The following is a 15,099-nucleotide window of genomic DNA, read 5'->3' as shown; positions in this document are numbered from 1 at the left end:
GCGTGGAGCCAGCGGTTATACGGCGACCAGGCGCTTCTCAACCTCGGATGCCGAGGGGTTGGTCGCTGCCGTGCCGTCCGGGAAAAGCACGGTGGGAACGGTGCGGTTTCCACCGTTGAGCTGCTCGACGAGTTCGGCGGTGCCATCGACTTCTTCGATGTTGATCTCGGTGTAGCCGATGCCCTTGGCGTCCAGCTGCTTCTTCAGGCGGTTGCAGTAACCGCACCAGGTGGTCGAGAACATGGTGATGGTGCCGGAGTCGGGAGTGAAGTCCACAGAGCTCTCCTCAGTAAGTGGGTCGTTTTCGCGGGTTGGTTCCCTCCTGACAACGGTAACCCGGTACCGAATAATTCCCGTACGGCAGGGAAGCGCACATGACATCACATGTCCGCGCTGGTGCGTTCCTTCGGGAAAGGGCAGACTGTTCGCATGTGTGGACGCTATGTAATGGCCCGTGCGGTGGGGGACCTGCTCGCCGACTTTGACGCCGAGCTGGAGAACGAGATCGCCTTGGAAAAGTCGTGGAATGTTGCCCCGACAGATGCGGTTCCCGTTGTCCTGGAGAGGCTTGTTGACGATCACCCGAAAAGGCAGCTGCATGTTGCCAAGTGGGGGCTCGTGCCTTCGTGGGCCAAGGATCCCAAGGGCGGTGCCAGGCTGATTAACGCCCGCAGTGAAACCCTCTTGGAGAAGCCCTCCTTCAAGAAGGCCGCCGTTGCGCGCCGGTGTGCGGTCCCTGCCGATGGCTACTACGAGTGGAAGAAGGGTGAGGGAAAGAGCAAGCAGCCCTATTACGTGCACCCGGGGGACGGGCATGGACTGGTCTTCGCGGGGTTGTATGAGTGGTGGAAGGACCAGTCGGCTTCACCCGATGACCCGGGACGCTGGCTGCTTTCGATGTCCATTCTGACCGCAGACACCCCGACGGCCGAATCAGCCCGGACCCGGCGCAGTGCCTCGGTGTTTGACGAACTGACTGCCCTCCATGACCGCGTTCCCTTGCCTATGAGCACCGAGACGATGGAAGCCTGGCTTGATCCGCGGGAAAAGGATGCGGCGGGGTTGGTGGAACTGGTCCGTTCCAGGGCGCACGACGCAGCGGCCGATTGGACCATCGACCCGGTGGGTGCCGCTGTGGGTAATGTCCGCAACAACTCACCGGAACTCATTGAACCCGTGGAAGGGCTCTTCTAGCGGTCAGAGCGCTTCGTTCACGGGGACGCCGGACTGGAAATCCCGGCCGTCTGCTTCGCTGAACGCTGTCATGACGTGTCCCTTGCTGAGTCCATGAATGGCAGAGATGGGGAAGTTGCCCGTGATGACGTTGCCGGAGTGCTCCACGCCCTTGATATCGTAATTTTCCTCCGCGCTGAGTGCGTGGTTGAACGAGTAGAACGAGATCGCTTCACCGTTCATGAACTCGATCCCCAACCTGCGCTGGGAGGAGTAGTCTTCGCTGGCAGCAACAAGGCCCACGACGTAGGCGCCGGAGCCAGGAATGTTGCCGTCAATTTCGAACCGTGCCACCAGGTTCTCGTCGGAGGCGGAGATGTTGACCTGCTTGAGGAGTGCGTCATTGGTACTCATGGCACAATCCTGCTCTGCGGACCCTCTGCCGTCCACCCCCTGGCCGGTTAGCCCTCCAGGAGGCGCTGGATGTTGCTCGCCACGACTGTGGGCTCAAGGCTTTGTCCACGGCGCGCAGTAAGGGTGTGCAGGGCAAGTCCGTCGCTGTAATCGGCCACAGCTTCCGCCCGCGCCCTGGCATCGGGTATGCCCATGGTTTCAAAGACCTGCGCCAAGGCGGAGAGCATCCGTTCATGGCCGGCTGCCACAGTGTCCGGCTGGTCGAGGGCCAGGACGAACCGTGTCCGGGTCAGTTCAGCGTTTTCGTGCGCGAGTGCCATGACTGCGGTGGCGAGTTGACCCGCCAAAGCGGGCACCGACGTCGGAACCTCCAGGGCTCCCTGCTGCAGCAGCCGGTTGTCTTGTTCTTCAACGCGGTCGACGGCGGCTGCCACTAAAGCGGCGCGGTTGCGGAAATAGTTGGAGGTAGTTCCGACGGCGACGCCGGCCTGGGCGTCGACGGCGCGGTGGGTGAGTCCTTTGAGGCCTTGCGCGGAGACAACGGCGAGCGCTGCGTCGGCGAGGAGTGTGCGTCGGTCAGCCATGGCGAAAGTCTAGCTTCAACCCCTGGTAGTACTACAAATGTAGTAGTACAGTGACCGCATGGAAAACGTAGACATTATTGGCGGCGGGATAGCCGGGCTGGCGCTCGCAGCCCGGCTGGATCCCGGACGCTTCACGGTCACCCTGCACGAGCAAAGACCCCAACTCCCCACAGTCGGAACAACGTTGGCGATGTGGCCCGAAGCCCAGCGGGCCCTGTCCCGGTTGGGGATACTCGGTGCAGTAAGGGGGCGGGGCTCCGTCATCAGCGCGGGCGCCCTCCGGAATCCGGGAGGAGAGCCGGTGCTGTCCATGGAAGGAGAGGGCTTGCTCGGCGTCTCCCGGACCGAGCTGCTCAGCCTGCTGGACTCCGCCGTGCCGGGCGTCGTACGCCGGGTTACGCAGCGGGTGGAAAGCCTTCCCGCTCCCGCTGGGTTGACGGTGGGTGCGGACGGCGTCCATAGCGTGGTTCGCCAAGCTGCATGGGGGAAACGCAGTACCGCCAAGGCGACGCCGTTCCTGGCCATACGTGGGGTAGTACCCACGGTCCCATCACCCGGGGATGTTGGAGAGTACTGGGGCAAGGGCGAGATTTTCGGCATGGCCCCGGCCGTGGGCGGAACCAACTGGTACGCCTCCTTCAGATCCCACCTGGGTCCAGGGCGGGTCGACGTCGAAGAAGCGCTCGAAGAGACAAGGGGGCGCTATGCCGGGTACTCATCAGCCGTGCAGCAGGTGCTTTCCCAGGCATCCGACGAAAATTCGCTGGCCCAACGCATCTGGACCACCCCTCCCCTTGCCCGCTACGCAAAGGGAAGGGTCGTATTGATCGGAGATGCCGCCCACGCCATGACTCCCAACCTCGGCAGGGGCGCCTGCGAAGCACTCATTGATGCCGTGACCCTGGGAGGGCTGCTCAATGACCTGCCGATAGAGGAAGCGCTCGCCAAGTATGAAAGGAAGCGTGTACTCCGTACTCAGCAAATGCGGTTGGCATCGTCCCTGATGGGCAGGATTTCCCTCGCCCAGCGCTGGCAACCCGCGCGGGACGCCTTGCTGAAGCAAGCGGGAAAGAGTGTCTCCCGAACCCACGGAAAGGCGAAAACTTCGAAGTAGGTTTTGTCGGTACAGCGTCGTAAACTGGAAGTATTCGAACATACTTTCGAATACGAACTCAGGCGCAAGGAGTGTGGATATGGGACTGTTCAGCGAATCAGTGGACGTCATCTGCACAGACCAGGGCCAGCCACTGGAAGTCACATGGAAAGGGACCAGCTACAAAGTCACGGGAGAACCGAACCGATGGTTCGAACGGCGCAAGTGGTGGGCAGAGGAAACCCGTGCACCCATCGGCAGCGGAGCAGGGCTGGTTGACCACGAAATCTGGCGCGTACAACTCGAAAACACCATCACCCTCGACGTCGTCCGCCACCTTGGCAGCGGGCGATGGCGGCTACTCCGCATCCACGACGCCGCACCTGCACGCGCCGTTGAACCCGACGAAGCAGCGTGACCCTTGAGCTTCACCCACCTGCACGTCGCAACAGCCTTCAGCGCCCACTATGGCGTCTCCTGGCCCGATGAACTTGCCCAAGCCGCTGCGGCAGACTCAGCAACCGCGCTCGCCTGTACCGACAGGGACGGGCTGTACGGAACCGTAAAACACATCAAAGCCTGCATGGACGCCGGCATCGACCCCATCGTGGGGGTCGACCTTGCAGTCTTCGACGACGACGGCGACCACCGCACCCGGATCTCGGGCCGCGTCGTCGTCCTTGCCCATGGCAATAACAACGGGGCCGGATACAGGGCACTCTGCCGCCTCATCTCCGACGCACATGCACGGACCTCAGGAAAAGCCGGTGGAACCATCCCGGTCGCAGTCACCCGAAGTGAACTCGCCTCACGAACCCTCGACCCCCAAACATTGAAACCTGTCCTCACGGTCCTGATTGGACCGGACTCCGATGTGGGGCAATCCATGGGAGGACGCAAATACCTCCGGCCCCGGACACTCTTCAACGAGTGGATCAACGCCATGCCACCAGGCACCATCGTTGCCGAAACAGTGACCCACCTCAGCGCCCCCGGAGAACCCCTCAGCACCGCCCACGCCGTAAGGATGCTCAAACTTGCGCTGGAATACAACGTCCCTGTGATCCTCAGCAACGCCGTCCGCTACTGCGCACAGGACGGCGCCGCCACCGCCGACGTCCTCGACTCAGCCCGTACCCTCAAATCCCTCCCCGAACTCTCTACCGCCCCAATGCTCCAGCCGACGGGCCAAGGATGGCTCAAGGACGCCCACCAGATGCTTCAACTGGGCAAGGAAATCATGGGCGCCGCAGGCCTCGGCAAAGCAGACCTTCACAAACTCCTTGCCAACACTGAAGCCCTCGCCGACAAATGCCGGATCAACCCCGTCCTCGATATGGGATGGAAAACGCCGGTTGTCCCAGAAGCCTCCATCATCGGTATCGAAAAAGATCCAATGGTCGAACTGTCCGAACGATGCAACGCAGGAATCAGCCGACGATTCCCCGGTATCAGTGGCCCGGCCGAAGAACGGCTGCGCTCGCGGTTGGACCACGAGCTCGGAATTATTGGAAACCTTGGTTTCGGCTCCTACTTCCTCACCGTGGCTGAGGTCTCACGGATGATCCTGGAAATGGGGGTCAGGGTCGCGGCCCGAGGATCCGGTGCCTCCAGCCTGGTCAATTATTTGATCGACATCAGCCAGGTTGACCCGATCCGCCACGACCTCATCTTCGAACGTTTCCTTTCCGGGCGCCGATCGACCCTGCCTGATATCGACATTGATGTTGAAAGTGCTGAACGGCATAACGTCTATCGAAAAATCTTTGACCGGTTCGGGGCTGAACGCGTCACCCTCATGAGCATGCAAAACGGTTACCGGGCAAGGGGCGCAGTCCGGGATGCGGGCATGGCATTGGGCATGGACGAAGGTGAGATCAGCGGGATCGCCAAGCAGCTGTGGAGGTTCTCTGCCCGGAAATTCCGTGAGGCGCTGGTGGAGAAGCCCGAACTTCGCGAATTTGCCGGGCGGGTGGAACGGGGTGCTTTGGAAGAAAACCAGCAGCTCGATCTCCTGGTGGACCTGACTGAAAGGCTGGACCGCTTGCCCCGCCACATCTCCATGCACCCCTGTGGAGTGATCCTGGGTGACGCCACGCTCCTGGACCGCACTCCTGTGCAACCCAGCGGCTTGGGCCTGCCGATGAGCCAGTTCGACAAGCACGACATGGATCCCATGGGCATGCTGAAACTGGATGTCCTTGGCGTGCGGATGCAAAGTGCCATGGCTTTTGCTGTCCGGGAGGTTATCCGGTTGCATCCGGGGAAGGATGAGGTGGTGAAAGCCGGTCGGCATCCCATCGGGCCGGGTGGTTCAGGTCCTGACTATATTGCGCCGGATGGCAGGATCGACCTCAACGCTGTGCCCTTCGACGACCAGGCCACGTATGAGCTGATCAGGAGCACGCACACCCTGGGGTGCTTCCAAATTGAATCCCCGGGTCAGCGCGAGCTCATTGGCAAGATGGCGCCCCGTGAATTCAACGACCTCATCATAGATATTTCCCTCTTCAGGCCCGGGCCCATGAAATCTGACATGGTCCGGCCCTTCCTGGAACACAGGCACGGCTTTGCCCCTGAGGTCTATCCGCATCCGGACCTCAAGCCAGTGCTGGAGGAAACGCATGGTGTCACCGTCTTCCACGAACAAATCCTCAAGACATTCGATGTCATGACCAAATGCGGACTGGACAGGGCTGACGAGTTCCGTCGTGCGCTGGGCGACGAAGTCCACGAACCCGGCGTCGAAAAATTCTTTCGCAAGGAAGCCATCAAGAACTATCCACCAGAGGTCGTGGACAAGGTCTGGGGGACCCTCAAGGCCTTTGGCAGCTTCGGCTTCTGCAAGGCCCATGGGGCAGCGTTTGCCGTGCCCACCTACCAATCGGCCTGGCTCAAGACCCATCATCCCGAAGCCTTCCTCGCAGGGCTGTGGGAACACGATCCCGGGATGTATCCCAAACGCCTCCTGGTCGCAGAAGCCCGCCGGCTCGGCATACCCATCCTCCCGTTGGACATCAACCGAAGCCATGCTGAATACCGGGTCGAAAAAATCCTGGAGGGCCCTGACGCCGGCAAGCTCGGCATCCGTCTGAGCCTGACCGGAATCTATGGGCTGTCCGGGGCGGAGCTGAAGAGAATCGTGGCAGGCCAACCCTACGATTCCCTCGCCGACCTCAGGGCCCGGGCAAGGGTTAGTAAGCCGAACATCAAAAGGCTGGCGCAGTTGGGGGCCTTTGATGCCCTCCATAGGGATTCCGGCGGAAAAGCAAACCGCGCAGACCTCGTACAGCATCTGCAAGCCCTCCAAACAACTTCTACCCGGAAGGCTGCCGATGTCATTGAAGGGCAACTGTCGTTTGCGCTGGGGGATGTTGAGCTGAGGAACCTGCCCCCGGAACTGCCGCCCCCCACCCGGGTGGAAACTGTCAGGGCGGAGCTTGACCTGATGGCAATGGACGTCAGCGAGCACCTGATGGAGAGCCATAGGCCGTTGTTGGACAAGCTCGGAGTCACTACAGCTGACAAACTTCTGGGGCTTCGAAACGGCACTGAGGTCCTGGTGGCTGGAGTGCGGGTCGCCACCCAAACCCCTCCCATGCGTGGAGGGCGGCGTGTGGTGTTCATCAGCATCGACGACGGCACGGGTTGCGTCGACTCTGTTTTCTTCCACGAAGCACAGGAAGAGTCGGGTCCACTGCTGTTCGGCACCCGGATGTTGCTGATCCGGGGAACTACCAGGAGGACCGGTCCCAGGGGAATCAGCCTGAGCGCCAGCAAAGCATGGGACCTCAGCAAGCCCGAGACCCTGCCCTACGCTGAACTCTTTCCATCGGGAGGTGGTCTGCCTGATGAATACACGCGCCACGGACCTCTTCACGGGATCTCCCGGAACCTTGCCATCACGGGCCTAGGCAGCTGAATCCGGTGACGGCGTGCTGCTTTGGCCGCCTTCATCGAAACCGATACGATTGACGATGGCTGGCTGTGGTCCCCGTACGCCACAAGCTATGAAGCCTCAACCATGAATAGGAGACACCCGTGTCAGATGCCCAACAGATCACCCTCATCGTCGATGGCGAAGAGACCAAGGTGACGGAAGGGACTACCGGCGCGGAACTCTTCTTCGAGCGCCGCGATGTCGTTGTAGCCCGTGTCAACGGCGTGCTGAAAGACCTCGACCAGGTGCTTCCCGCCAACGCTGAAATCGAAGGCGTCACCATCGAATCCCCCGATGGCCTCAATGTTCTGCGCCACTCCACCGCGCACGTCATGGCACAGGCTGTTCAGCAGTTGCGTCCCGACGCCAAGCTTGGCATCGGCCCGTACATCACTGACGGCTTCTACTTCGACTTTGACGTAGCCGAGCCCTTCACGCCGGAAGACCTGCGTCAGCTGGAAAAGATGATGCAGAAGATCATCAACCAGAACCAGAAGTTCGTTCGCCGGGTGGTCACCGAAGAAGAAGCCCGCGAAGCCATGGCAAACGAGCCCTACAAGCTCGAACTGCTGGGGAAGAAGAACGACTCAACCGACGCTGTTGAAGGCGTCAACGTTGAAGTCGGAGCCGGCGATATCACCATCTACGACAACGTGGACAGGAAGAGCGGCGAGAGCGTCTGGTGCGATTTGTGCCGCGGACCCCACCTGCCCAACACCAAAATCATTTCCAACGCCTTTGCGTTGACCCGTTCCTCCGCCGCCTACTGGCTGGGTAACCAGAACAACCAGCAGCTGCAGCGCATCTATGGCACGGCATGGCCTACAAAGGAGGCCCTCAAGGCCTACCAGGAACGCATTGCCGAAGCCGAACGCCGCGACCACCGCAAGCTCGGCGTCGAGCTGGACCTGTTCTCCTTCCCGGATGAGCTTGGTTCCGGCCTCCCCGTTTTCCACCCCAAGGGCGGCATCATCCGCAAGGAGATGGAAGACTACTCTCGCAAGCGCCATGTGGATGCCGGCTACGAGTTCGTTTACACGCCGCACATCACCAAGGGGCACCTTTACGAGGTTTCCGGCCACCTGGATTGGTACAAGGACGGAATGTTCCCTGCCATGCAGGTGGACGCCGAATTCAATGAAGACGGTACCGTCCGCAAGCCGGCGCAGGATTACTACCTGAAGCCGATGAACTGCCCCATGCACAACCTGATCTTCCGCTCGCGTGGCCGTTCCTACCGTGAACTGCCGCTGCGTTTGTTCGAATTCGGATCTGTGTACCGGTACGAGAAATCCGGCGTCGTCCATGGCCTGACACGCGTTCGCGGCATGACACAGGATGACGCCCACATCTACTGCACGCGCGAGCAGATGAAGGACGAACTCACCACTACCCTGAACTTCGTCCTGGGCCTCCTCAAGGACTACGGTCTGGACGACTTCTACCTGGAGCTCTCCACCAAGAACGAGGAAAAGTTCGTCGGCGACGACGCAGCTTGGGAAGAGGCCACCCGCACCCTTTCCGAGGTCGCCGCAGCTTCCGGCTTGGAACTTGTCCCGGACCCGGGTGGAGCAGCGTTCTACGGTCCCAAGATCTCGGTGCAGGCCAAAGATGCACTGGGCCGGACCTGGCAGATGTCCACCATCCAGCTGGACTTCAACCTGCCCGAACGCTTCGAACTGGAGTACCAGGCCGCCGACGGCACGCGCCAGCGGCCGGTCATGATCCACCGCGCCCTGTTCGGTTCTGTTGAACGCTTCATGGGCGTCCTCACCGAACACTATGCCGGTGCCTTCCCCGCGTGGCTCGCTCCCGTCCAGGTAGTGGGCATTCCGGTAGCCGAGACATTCAACGACTACATGTTCGACGTCGTGGACCAGCTCAAGGCTGCAGGAATCCGGGCCGAAGTGGATATCTCCTCTGACCGCTTCCCGAAGAAGATCCGAACTGCCAGCAAGGACAAGATCCCGTTCGTCCTCATCGCCGGGGGAGAGGACGCCGAAGCCAGTGCTGTATCGTTCCGCTTCCGGGACGGCAGCCAGGATAATGGCGTGCCCGTGGCTGAGGCGGTCCGCCGGATCGTGGACGCTGTCAAGAACCGCGAGAGCTGACGGGACGGGACACAGACGGTGCAGGAGAACACAGGCGCAGCAGACGGCATTCCAGGCGACGCCGAAGTAACAGATGACTTCGGACTCGCGGGCGTCCCGGACGCATTCCAGCGCCTGTGGACTCCGCACCGGATGGCCTACATCAAAGGCGGGCAGGATCAGTTCAAGAACAAGGACGATTGCCCATTCTGTGTAGGACCCACCCGTTCTGATGAGGAATCCCTCATCGTCCACCGGGGAAAGTCCTGCTACGTGGTCCTCAATTTGTTCCCGTACAACCCGGGGCATCTGTTGATCTGCCCCTACCGCCACGTGCCCGACTACACGGACATCACAGTGGAGGAGACGGCCGAGTTCGCTGAGCTGACCCAAACCGCAATGCGCGTCCTGCGGAAAGTCTCCAACCCGAGTGGCTTCAACCTGGGCATGAACCAGGGAGTGACGGGTGGCGCCGGCATCGCCGCGCACCTGCACCAGCACGTCGTTCCGCGCTGGGGTGGGGACGGGAACTTCTTCCCCATCATCGCCCAGACCAAGGCCATCACGCAGACACTCGATGAGGTCCGCAAGCTTGTGGCTGAAGCCTGGCCGGGGGAGTCGAATGCTCAATAGGCATGCGCGCGGCTTTTTTACCTCACTCTTTACCCCACTGGCCCGCTGGCTCCTCAGGATAGGTGTGTCCCCTGACGCCGTCACCATTGCGGGGACAGCGGGCGTGATTCTCGGCGGACTGGTCCTCTACCCGCTTGGCCATTTGTGGTGGGGCTCAGTGGTGGTTGCTTTCTTCGCCTTCTCGGACGTGGTGGACGGCATCATGGCCAGGTTGCAAGGACGGAGCGGGGGGTGGGGCAACTTCCTGGATTCCACCTTGGACCGGTTGGCTGACGGTGCCATTTTCGCGGGCCTTACCATCTGGTTTTTCACCGGAGGCCACGACCCCGCCATCGGAGCAGCCGCCGTCGTATGCCTTGTCCTGGGAATGGTGGTCTCCTACGCGCGGGCCAAAGCCGAATCCCTTGGCTACCAAGCCAGTGTTGGGATCGCTGAGCGCGCCGAACGTTTGGCGTCTGTTTTGCTGATTGCCGGACTCACGGGACTGGGCCTTCCACCTGTGGTGCTGTTCGCCACCCTGGTCCTGCTTGCCATTGCCAGTGTGGTCACGATCGTCCAAAGAATGGCCACGGTCCACCGGCAAGCCATGGCCGAGGTCGAGGGAACTGGCATGTGACCAGAGTGTTGCTTCCGCATTTGTGCAGGCGTCCTACCACAGCACTGATTGTTGCCCCCAAAGGCAGTAATGAATGTACTGCGGCCCTGCAACGTGCGACTACTATTACTAGTACTTGGTCACCTTGACCTGAAACCCGGTGTGCACTGATAGCGGTCGTGTGGCTGCGCGTGGCTCCGGCAAGAAGGTCGTTTATCTACCCATAGGGGTTTTTGTGTCTACACCAGATGTAAGCAACGAAGCCGGTTCGTCCGCGAACAGCGTCACGGGCAGCAGCCGCGTTAAGCGGGGCATGGCTGAGATGCTCAAGGGCGGCGTCATCATGGACGTCGTTAACGTCGAGCAGGCCCGTATTGCCGAGGACGCCGGCGCCGTTGCCGTCATGGCCCTCGAGCGTGTCCCGGCCGACATCCGCGCCCAGGGTGGCGTGTCCCGCATGTCCGATCCGGACATGATCGATCAGATCATCGCCGCCGTGTCCATCCCGGTCATGGCCAAGGCCCGCATCGGCCACTTCGTCGAAGCCCAGGTCCTGCAGTCCCTCGGTGTTGACTACATCGACGAGTCCGAGGTCCTGACCCCGGCCGACTACATCAACCACATCGACAAGTGGAACTTCACCGTTCCCTTCGTCTGTGGTGCGACCAACCTGGGTGAGGCGCTGCGCCGCATCAACGAGGGCGCTGCGATGATCCGTTCCAAGGGCGAGGCCGGTACCGGCGATGTGTCCAACGCGACCGGTCACATGCGCAAGATCCGTGCCGAGATCGCCAAGCTCGCCGCCCTCCCCGAGGACGAGCTGTACGTTGCGGCCAAGGAACTGCAGGCCCCGTACGAACTGGTCAAGGAAATCGCTGCCACCGGCAAGCTCCCGGTGGTCCTGTTCACCGCTGGTGGCATCGCAACCCCGGCTGATGCTGCGATGATGATGCAGCTCGGCGCCGACGGTGTGTTCGTGGGTTCCGGCATCTTCAAGTCCGGTAACCCGGCAGAGCGCGCAGCCGCTGTCGTCAAGGCCACCACGTTCTACGATGCCCCCGATGTCATTGCCAAGGTCTCCCGCGGCCTGGGCGAAGCGATGGTCGGCATCAACGTCGACGAAATCCCGCAGCCCCACCGCCTCGCCGAGCGCGGCTGGTAAATAGCAAAAGCAGTACGACGCCGGGTGGTCGCCTCACAGAGGTGGCCACCCGGCGTCGTTGTCAGCTCAGTCCCCGGCGCGTGAGCAGCGGTTCCAGTTCGGCTTTCCGGCCCCGGAATGCCCTGAACGATTCCAAGGGGTCGCGGCTGTTTCCCCGGGACAGCAATTCTGCCCTGAAGTGATCGCCGTTCGCGCGGTTGAGGCCCCCGTTTTCCTTGAACCATTCCACGGTGTCGGCATCCAGAACCTCGCTCCAAATGTAGGAGTAGTATCCGGCCGCGTACCCCGCGCCGGCAAAGATGTGCTGGAAATACCCGGTCCGGTAGCGTGGCGGAATCAGTGGGTGGGCGACGCCGGCGTCGGCCAGGGCCTTAGCCTCGAAGGCCAGCACATCATCGGGTACATCCGCAGCGGAGAGCACATGCCAGGCAAGGTCCAACAGCGCCGCGCCCAGGTATTCCGTGGTTGCAAAACCTTCACCCCATAGCAGGGAGTCGTTGACTTTATCGACGATCTCCTGGGGGAGTGGCTCACCAGTTTCATGATGGCGGGCATAGTTGGCCAGGACCTCGGGCCACATGATCCACATTTCGTTGACTTGCGACGGATATTCCACGAAGTCACGTGGCACGGAGGTTCCGGAAAACCGTGGGTACGTGACATCCGAGAGAAGGCCGTGGAGGGCATGGCCAAATTCGTGGAAGACGGTGCGTACCTCGTCAAGGGTGAGCAGCGTCGGTTCGCCCGGAGCCGGCTTGGTGATGTTGAGGTTGTTGATCACCACGGATTGGGTGCCTAGCAGCCTGGACTGGTCCATGAGGGAGTTCATCCACGCCCCGCCGCGCTTGGACTCCCGGGTGTAGTAGTCGCCGAGGAACAGGCCAAGGCCGGTGCCGTCTTCGTTTCGGACCTCCCACACCCGGACGTCGGGATGGTAGCCCTGCAGGTCGTCCCGCTCGTGGAAGCTCAAACCATACAATTGCGTGGCCGCGTGGAACACCCCGTCGCGCAGTACGGCGTCCAAAGTGAAATATGGCCGGAGCGCCTGTTCGTCCACTTGGAACTTGTCCTTGCGAACGCGGGACGAGTAGAAAGCCCAGTCCCAGGCCTCCAGGGGGTGGCCCGCAGACTGTGCCAAGGCGTCGGCTTCCGCCTGTGCGTTCCGCACCGCGGCGGGCGCCAAGCGGCCAAGCATTGCTTGGACTGCGGCAAAATCCGGTGCGGTTTGTTGATCCACTACCAGTTCGGCGTAGTTGGCGAACCCCAGGAGGGATGCCTTTTCTGCGCGCAGTTGCACAGTAGCTGTCACGAGTTCGCGCACGTCCAGCGGCCCGCCGTCGGTGCCGCGGGCGAGGGACGCTTCATAGAGACGACGGCGGATGCTCCGGTTTTCCAATGAGGCGAGGGCCGGCTGGTTGCTGGGTTGAATGAGGGTGATGAGGTACTTACCGTCGTGGCCAGCGGCTTTGGCGGCCTCTGCGGCGCCGGCGATGTCTTCGGGTGGGAGCCCGGCCAGGTCCGCCTCGTCATCGAGGATCAGGGCCGAGGCCTTCATGGCGTCCTTTACGCGCTGGCCAAACCTGGTTCCCAAACGGGAGAGCTCGGCGTTGACGTCGCGCAGCCTGCCTTGGCCGTCGTCATCGAGTTGGATTCCGGACTGCCGGAACTCCTTGAGGTATTCCTCCACAAGTCGGGTTGATTCAGGATCGAGTCCGGCCATGTCGATGGCCGCGAACCGCTCGTAGAGTCCGCGGTCCATGTACACCGCATCCTGGTGGGCGGAGAACTTGGGTGATAATTCGATTTCCAATGCCTTGATGTCGTCCGTGGCATCCGCTGAGACCAACGTATAGAACGCTGATGCCGCCCTGTGCAGGAGCCTCCCGGAGCGTTCCATCGCCACGGCAGTGTTCTCGAACGACGCAGCCTCCGGGTTCTCTACGATGAGCTTGATCTCCTGCAGGTGCTCAGCGAGCCCTGCCTCGACGGCTTCGGCGTAGTGCCCGGCTGTGACTCCGTCGAACGGTGGGAGCCCGTACGGCAAGGAACTGGGACTCACGAGAGGATTGATCATGAAGTGACTCTTTCACGTAAGAATCGTGTCCTCAAGAGCGGCGCGCCCTGATCCGGCCTACAGCGCCCGTAGGATGGCAAATATGGGGAAGGTCACAAAGTCGTGGGCATACGCCACGCGTGCGTCGGGGCTGAAGCTGGCCATCGTTGCTGCCCTTGCGCTGTCGTTGGGTGCCTGTGGGGTGATCGCCGAAAATAACCAGCAGGACGGCAGTAACGCAGCCACGGCCCCGGCCACAAAGTCTTCATCGCCCACTACAACACCGTCTCCCAACCCAACCGCCGGAAAAGGGCCCGCTTGTCCGGAACTGCGGTGTACCTCGATTACGGTTACGGGAGACATGCTGGTCCACACCCAGCTCTGGCAGCAGGCCAGGGCAGACGCCGTAGCCGCGGGATTGCCTGGGTATACCTTCGTGCCACTCCTTGAAGGGCAGCGGCGCTACATCAGCAAGAGCGACCTCGCCATCTGCCACCAGGAAACCCCTGTCGGCACACCCGACGGACCCTTCTCCGCATACCCGTCCTTCAACGTTCCCCCACAGATCACAACCGCTTCCAAGGACGTCGGCTACCAGGCGTGCACCACCGCGAGCAACCACACCATTGACCGTGGGACCGAAGGACTGCTCCGAACCCTGGACGCCCTGGATACTGCAGGGCTGAAGCACACCGGTTCCTACCGGACGGAAGCGGCGTCCAAAGAGATTCTGATGCTTCAGACCGATGCTGCCAAGGTGGCCGTCATCGCCGGCACTTACGGCCACAACGGGCAGATCCCCGAATATCCGTGGCTTGTGGACGAGCTTGATCCAGCCGCAATGATCGAAAAAGCGACGCGCGCCAGAGCGCTCGGGGCCGACATTGTCCTGGGCGTCATGCATGCCGGCGACGAGTACGCCAGCGAAGCCAACGCCCAGCAGCGCGATGTTGCGCACGCGCTGGTGGACAGTGGCCAGTTCACCATGATCTACGGTCACCACACCCACTCCGTGCTCCCGATCGAGAGCTACAAGGGGACTTGGATCGTCTACGGACTGGGCAACGGCATCACCGAGTTGTCCCCCTGGTATGTCGTCAACAATGAGGGTCTCCTGGTCCGGGCACAGTTCAGCCAGAACGCTGCCGGCACCTGGACCGCGTCGGATCTCGCATGGGCGCCGTCGGTCATTGTCCGCGACCCGTACCGCTGGTGCTCAGTGGCAAGCGACGCACCCCAGGGAGTGTGTGCCTCGCCCGCGGCGGATGCCGAAACCCATCAACGCACCAAGACGGTTGTCGAGTCCATGGGCGCGGCCTCCGCCGGTGCCCACGAACTGCTGATCACCAAGGAGAAATAGGT

The 15,099-nt window shown here is 61.7% G+C and carries 13 protein-coding genes; 9 read left to right on the top strand and 4 right to left on the bottom strand.

The window, feature by feature from the left end:
- Positions 1-15: 15 nt before the first annotated feature.
- Positions 16-276: a mycoredoxin gene (locus ACNQOP_RS02270; RefSeq protein ID WP_091467878.1), complete on the bottom strand. Its 261-nt coding sequence runs from the start codon at positions 274-276 to the stop codon at positions 16-18.
- Positions 277-447: 171 nt separating this feature from the next.
- Between ACNQOP_RS02270 and ACNQOP_RS02265 the strand changes: the two genes are divergently transcribed.
- Positions 448-1,194 carry an SOS response-associated peptidase gene (locus ACNQOP_RS02265; protein ID WP_416403252.1) on the top strand — a complete coding sequence of 249 codons (747 nt, stop codon included), beginning with the start codon at positions 448-450 and terminating at the stop codon, positions 1,192-1,194.
- Positions 1,195-1,197: 3 nt separating this feature from the next.
- Here the strand turns inward: ACNQOP_RS02265 and ACNQOP_RS02260 are convergent, their stop codons facing one another.
- Positions 1,198-1,587, bottom strand: coding sequence for a hypothetical protein (locus tag ACNQOP_RS02260; protein ID WP_235520807.1), 390 nt, complete (start codon positions 1,585-1,587; stop codon positions 1,198-1,200).
- 47 nt (positions 1,588-1,634) lie between these two features.
- Entirely contained in the window at positions 1,635-2,171 is a 537-nt protein-coding gene (locus tag ACNQOP_RS02255) for a TetR/AcrR family transcriptional regulator (protein WP_416403170.1), read from the bottom strand.
- A gap of 58 nt (positions 2,172-2,229) precedes the next feature.
- Here ACNQOP_RS02255 and ACNQOP_RS02250 point away from each other — a divergent pair, with 58 nt between their 5' ends.
- The 7 genes from ACNQOP_RS02250 (at position 2,230) to pdxS (ending at position 11,684) form a co-directional block, all read left to right on the top strand.
- The gene (locus ACNQOP_RS02250) at positions 2,230-3,285 is read left to right on the top strand and encodes an FAD-dependent monooxygenase (RefSeq protein WP_416403169.1); all 1,056 of its coding nucleotides are present in this window, start codon (positions 2,230-2,232) and stop codon (positions 3,283-3,285) included.
- Positions 3,286-3,364: 79 nt separating this feature from the next.
- On the top strand, positions 3,365-3,682 hold the full coding sequence (locus ACNQOP_RS02245) for a DUF6504 family protein (RefSeq protein ID WP_235520801.1): 318 nt from the start codon (positions 3,365-3,367) through the stop codon (positions 3,680-3,682).
- A gap of 3 nt (positions 3,683-3,685) precedes the next feature.
- On the top strand, positions 3,686-7,186 hold the full coding sequence (locus tag ACNQOP_RS02240) for a DNA polymerase III subunit alpha (RefSeq protein ID WP_416403168.1): 3,501 nt from the start codon (positions 3,686-3,688) through the stop codon (positions 7,184-7,186).
- Between the two features lie 119 nt (positions 7,187-7,305).
- Positions 7,306-9,315, top strand: a complete 2,010-nt coding sequence (thrS, locus tag ACNQOP_RS02235; RefSeq protein WP_416403167.1) for a threonine--tRNA ligase — start codon at positions 7,306-7,308, stop codon at positions 9,313-9,315.
- An 18-nt stretch (positions 9,316-9,333) separates the two neighbouring features.
- Positions 9,334-9,927: an HIT family protein gene (locus ACNQOP_RS02230; protein ID WP_416403166.1), complete on the top strand. Its 594-nt coding sequence runs from the start codon at positions 9,334-9,336 to the stop codon at positions 9,925-9,927.
- Positions 9,917-10,543: a phosphatidylinositol phosphate synthase gene (gene pgsA / locus ACNQOP_RS02225; RefSeq protein WP_416403165.1), complete on the top strand. Its 627-nt coding sequence runs from the start codon at positions 9,917-9,919 to the stop codon at positions 10,541-10,543. Before ACNQOP_RS02230 ends, pgsA begins: the two co-directional genes overlap by 11 nt.
- Before the next feature lie 214 nt (positions 10,544-10,757).
- The gene (gene pdxS, locus ACNQOP_RS02220) at positions 10,758-11,684 is read left to right on the top strand and encodes a pyridoxal 5'-phosphate synthase lyase subunit PdxS (RefSeq protein ID WP_416403164.1); all 927 of its coding nucleotides are present in this window, start codon (positions 10,758-10,760) and stop codon (positions 11,682-11,684) included.
- Between the two features lie 61 nt (positions 11,685-11,745).
- Here the strand turns inward: pdxS and ACNQOP_RS02215 are convergent, their stop codons facing one another.
- Entirely contained in the window at positions 11,746-13,758 is a 2,013-nt protein-coding gene (locus ACNQOP_RS02215; RefSeq protein ID WP_416403163.1) for a M3 family metallopeptidase, read from the bottom strand.
- Between the two features lie 73 nt (positions 13,759-13,831).
- Here ACNQOP_RS02215 and ACNQOP_RS02210 point away from each other — a divergent pair, with 73 nt between their 5' ends.
- Positions 13,832-15,097, top strand: a complete 1,266-nt coding sequence (locus ACNQOP_RS02210) for a CapA family protein (RefSeq protein WP_416403162.1) — start codon at positions 13,832-13,834, stop codon at positions 15,095-15,097.
- The last annotated feature ends 2 nt before the right edge of the window (positions 15,098-15,099 follow it).

The sequence above is a fragment of the Arthrobacter sp. LFS091 genome (assembly GCF_047977885.1).
Lineage (GTDB): Bacteria > Actinomycetota > Actinomycetes > Actinomycetales > Micrococcaceae > Arthrobacter.
This window is presented reverse-complemented; position numbering and strand designations above follow the sequence as displayed.

Coding starts and splice junctions, on each gene's coding strand:
- ACNQOP_RS02210 (WP_416403162.1), top strand. CDS start 13,832: ATGGCAAATATGGGGAAGGTCACAAAGTCGTGGGCATACGCCACGCGT.
- ACNQOP_RS02260 (WP_235520807.1), bottom strand. CDS start 1,587: ATGAGTACCAATGACGCACTCCTCAAGCAGGTCAACATCTCCGCCTCC.
- ACNQOP_RS02215 (WP_416403163.1), bottom strand. CDS start 13,758: ATGATCAATCCTCTCGTGAGTCCCAGTTCCTTGCCGTACGGGCTCCCA.
- ACNQOP_RS02265 (WP_416403252.1), top strand. CDS start 448: ATGGCCCGTGCGGTGGGGGACCTGCTCGCCGACTTTGACGCCGAGCTG.
- ACNQOP_RS02250 (WP_416403169.1), top strand. CDS start 2,230: ATGGAAAACGTAGACATTATTGGCGGCGGGATAGCCGGGCTGGCGCTC.
- ACNQOP_RS02255 (WP_416403170.1), bottom strand. CDS start 2,171: ATGGCTGACCGACGCACACTCCTCGCCGACGCAGCGCTCGCCGTTGTC.
- pgsA (WP_416403165.1), top strand. CDS start 9,917: ATGCTCAATAGGCATGCGCGCGGCTTTTTTACCTCACTCTTTACCCCA.
- ACNQOP_RS02245 (WP_235520801.1), top strand. CDS start 3,365: ATGGGACTGTTCAGCGAATCAGTGGACGTCATCTGCACAGACCAGGGC.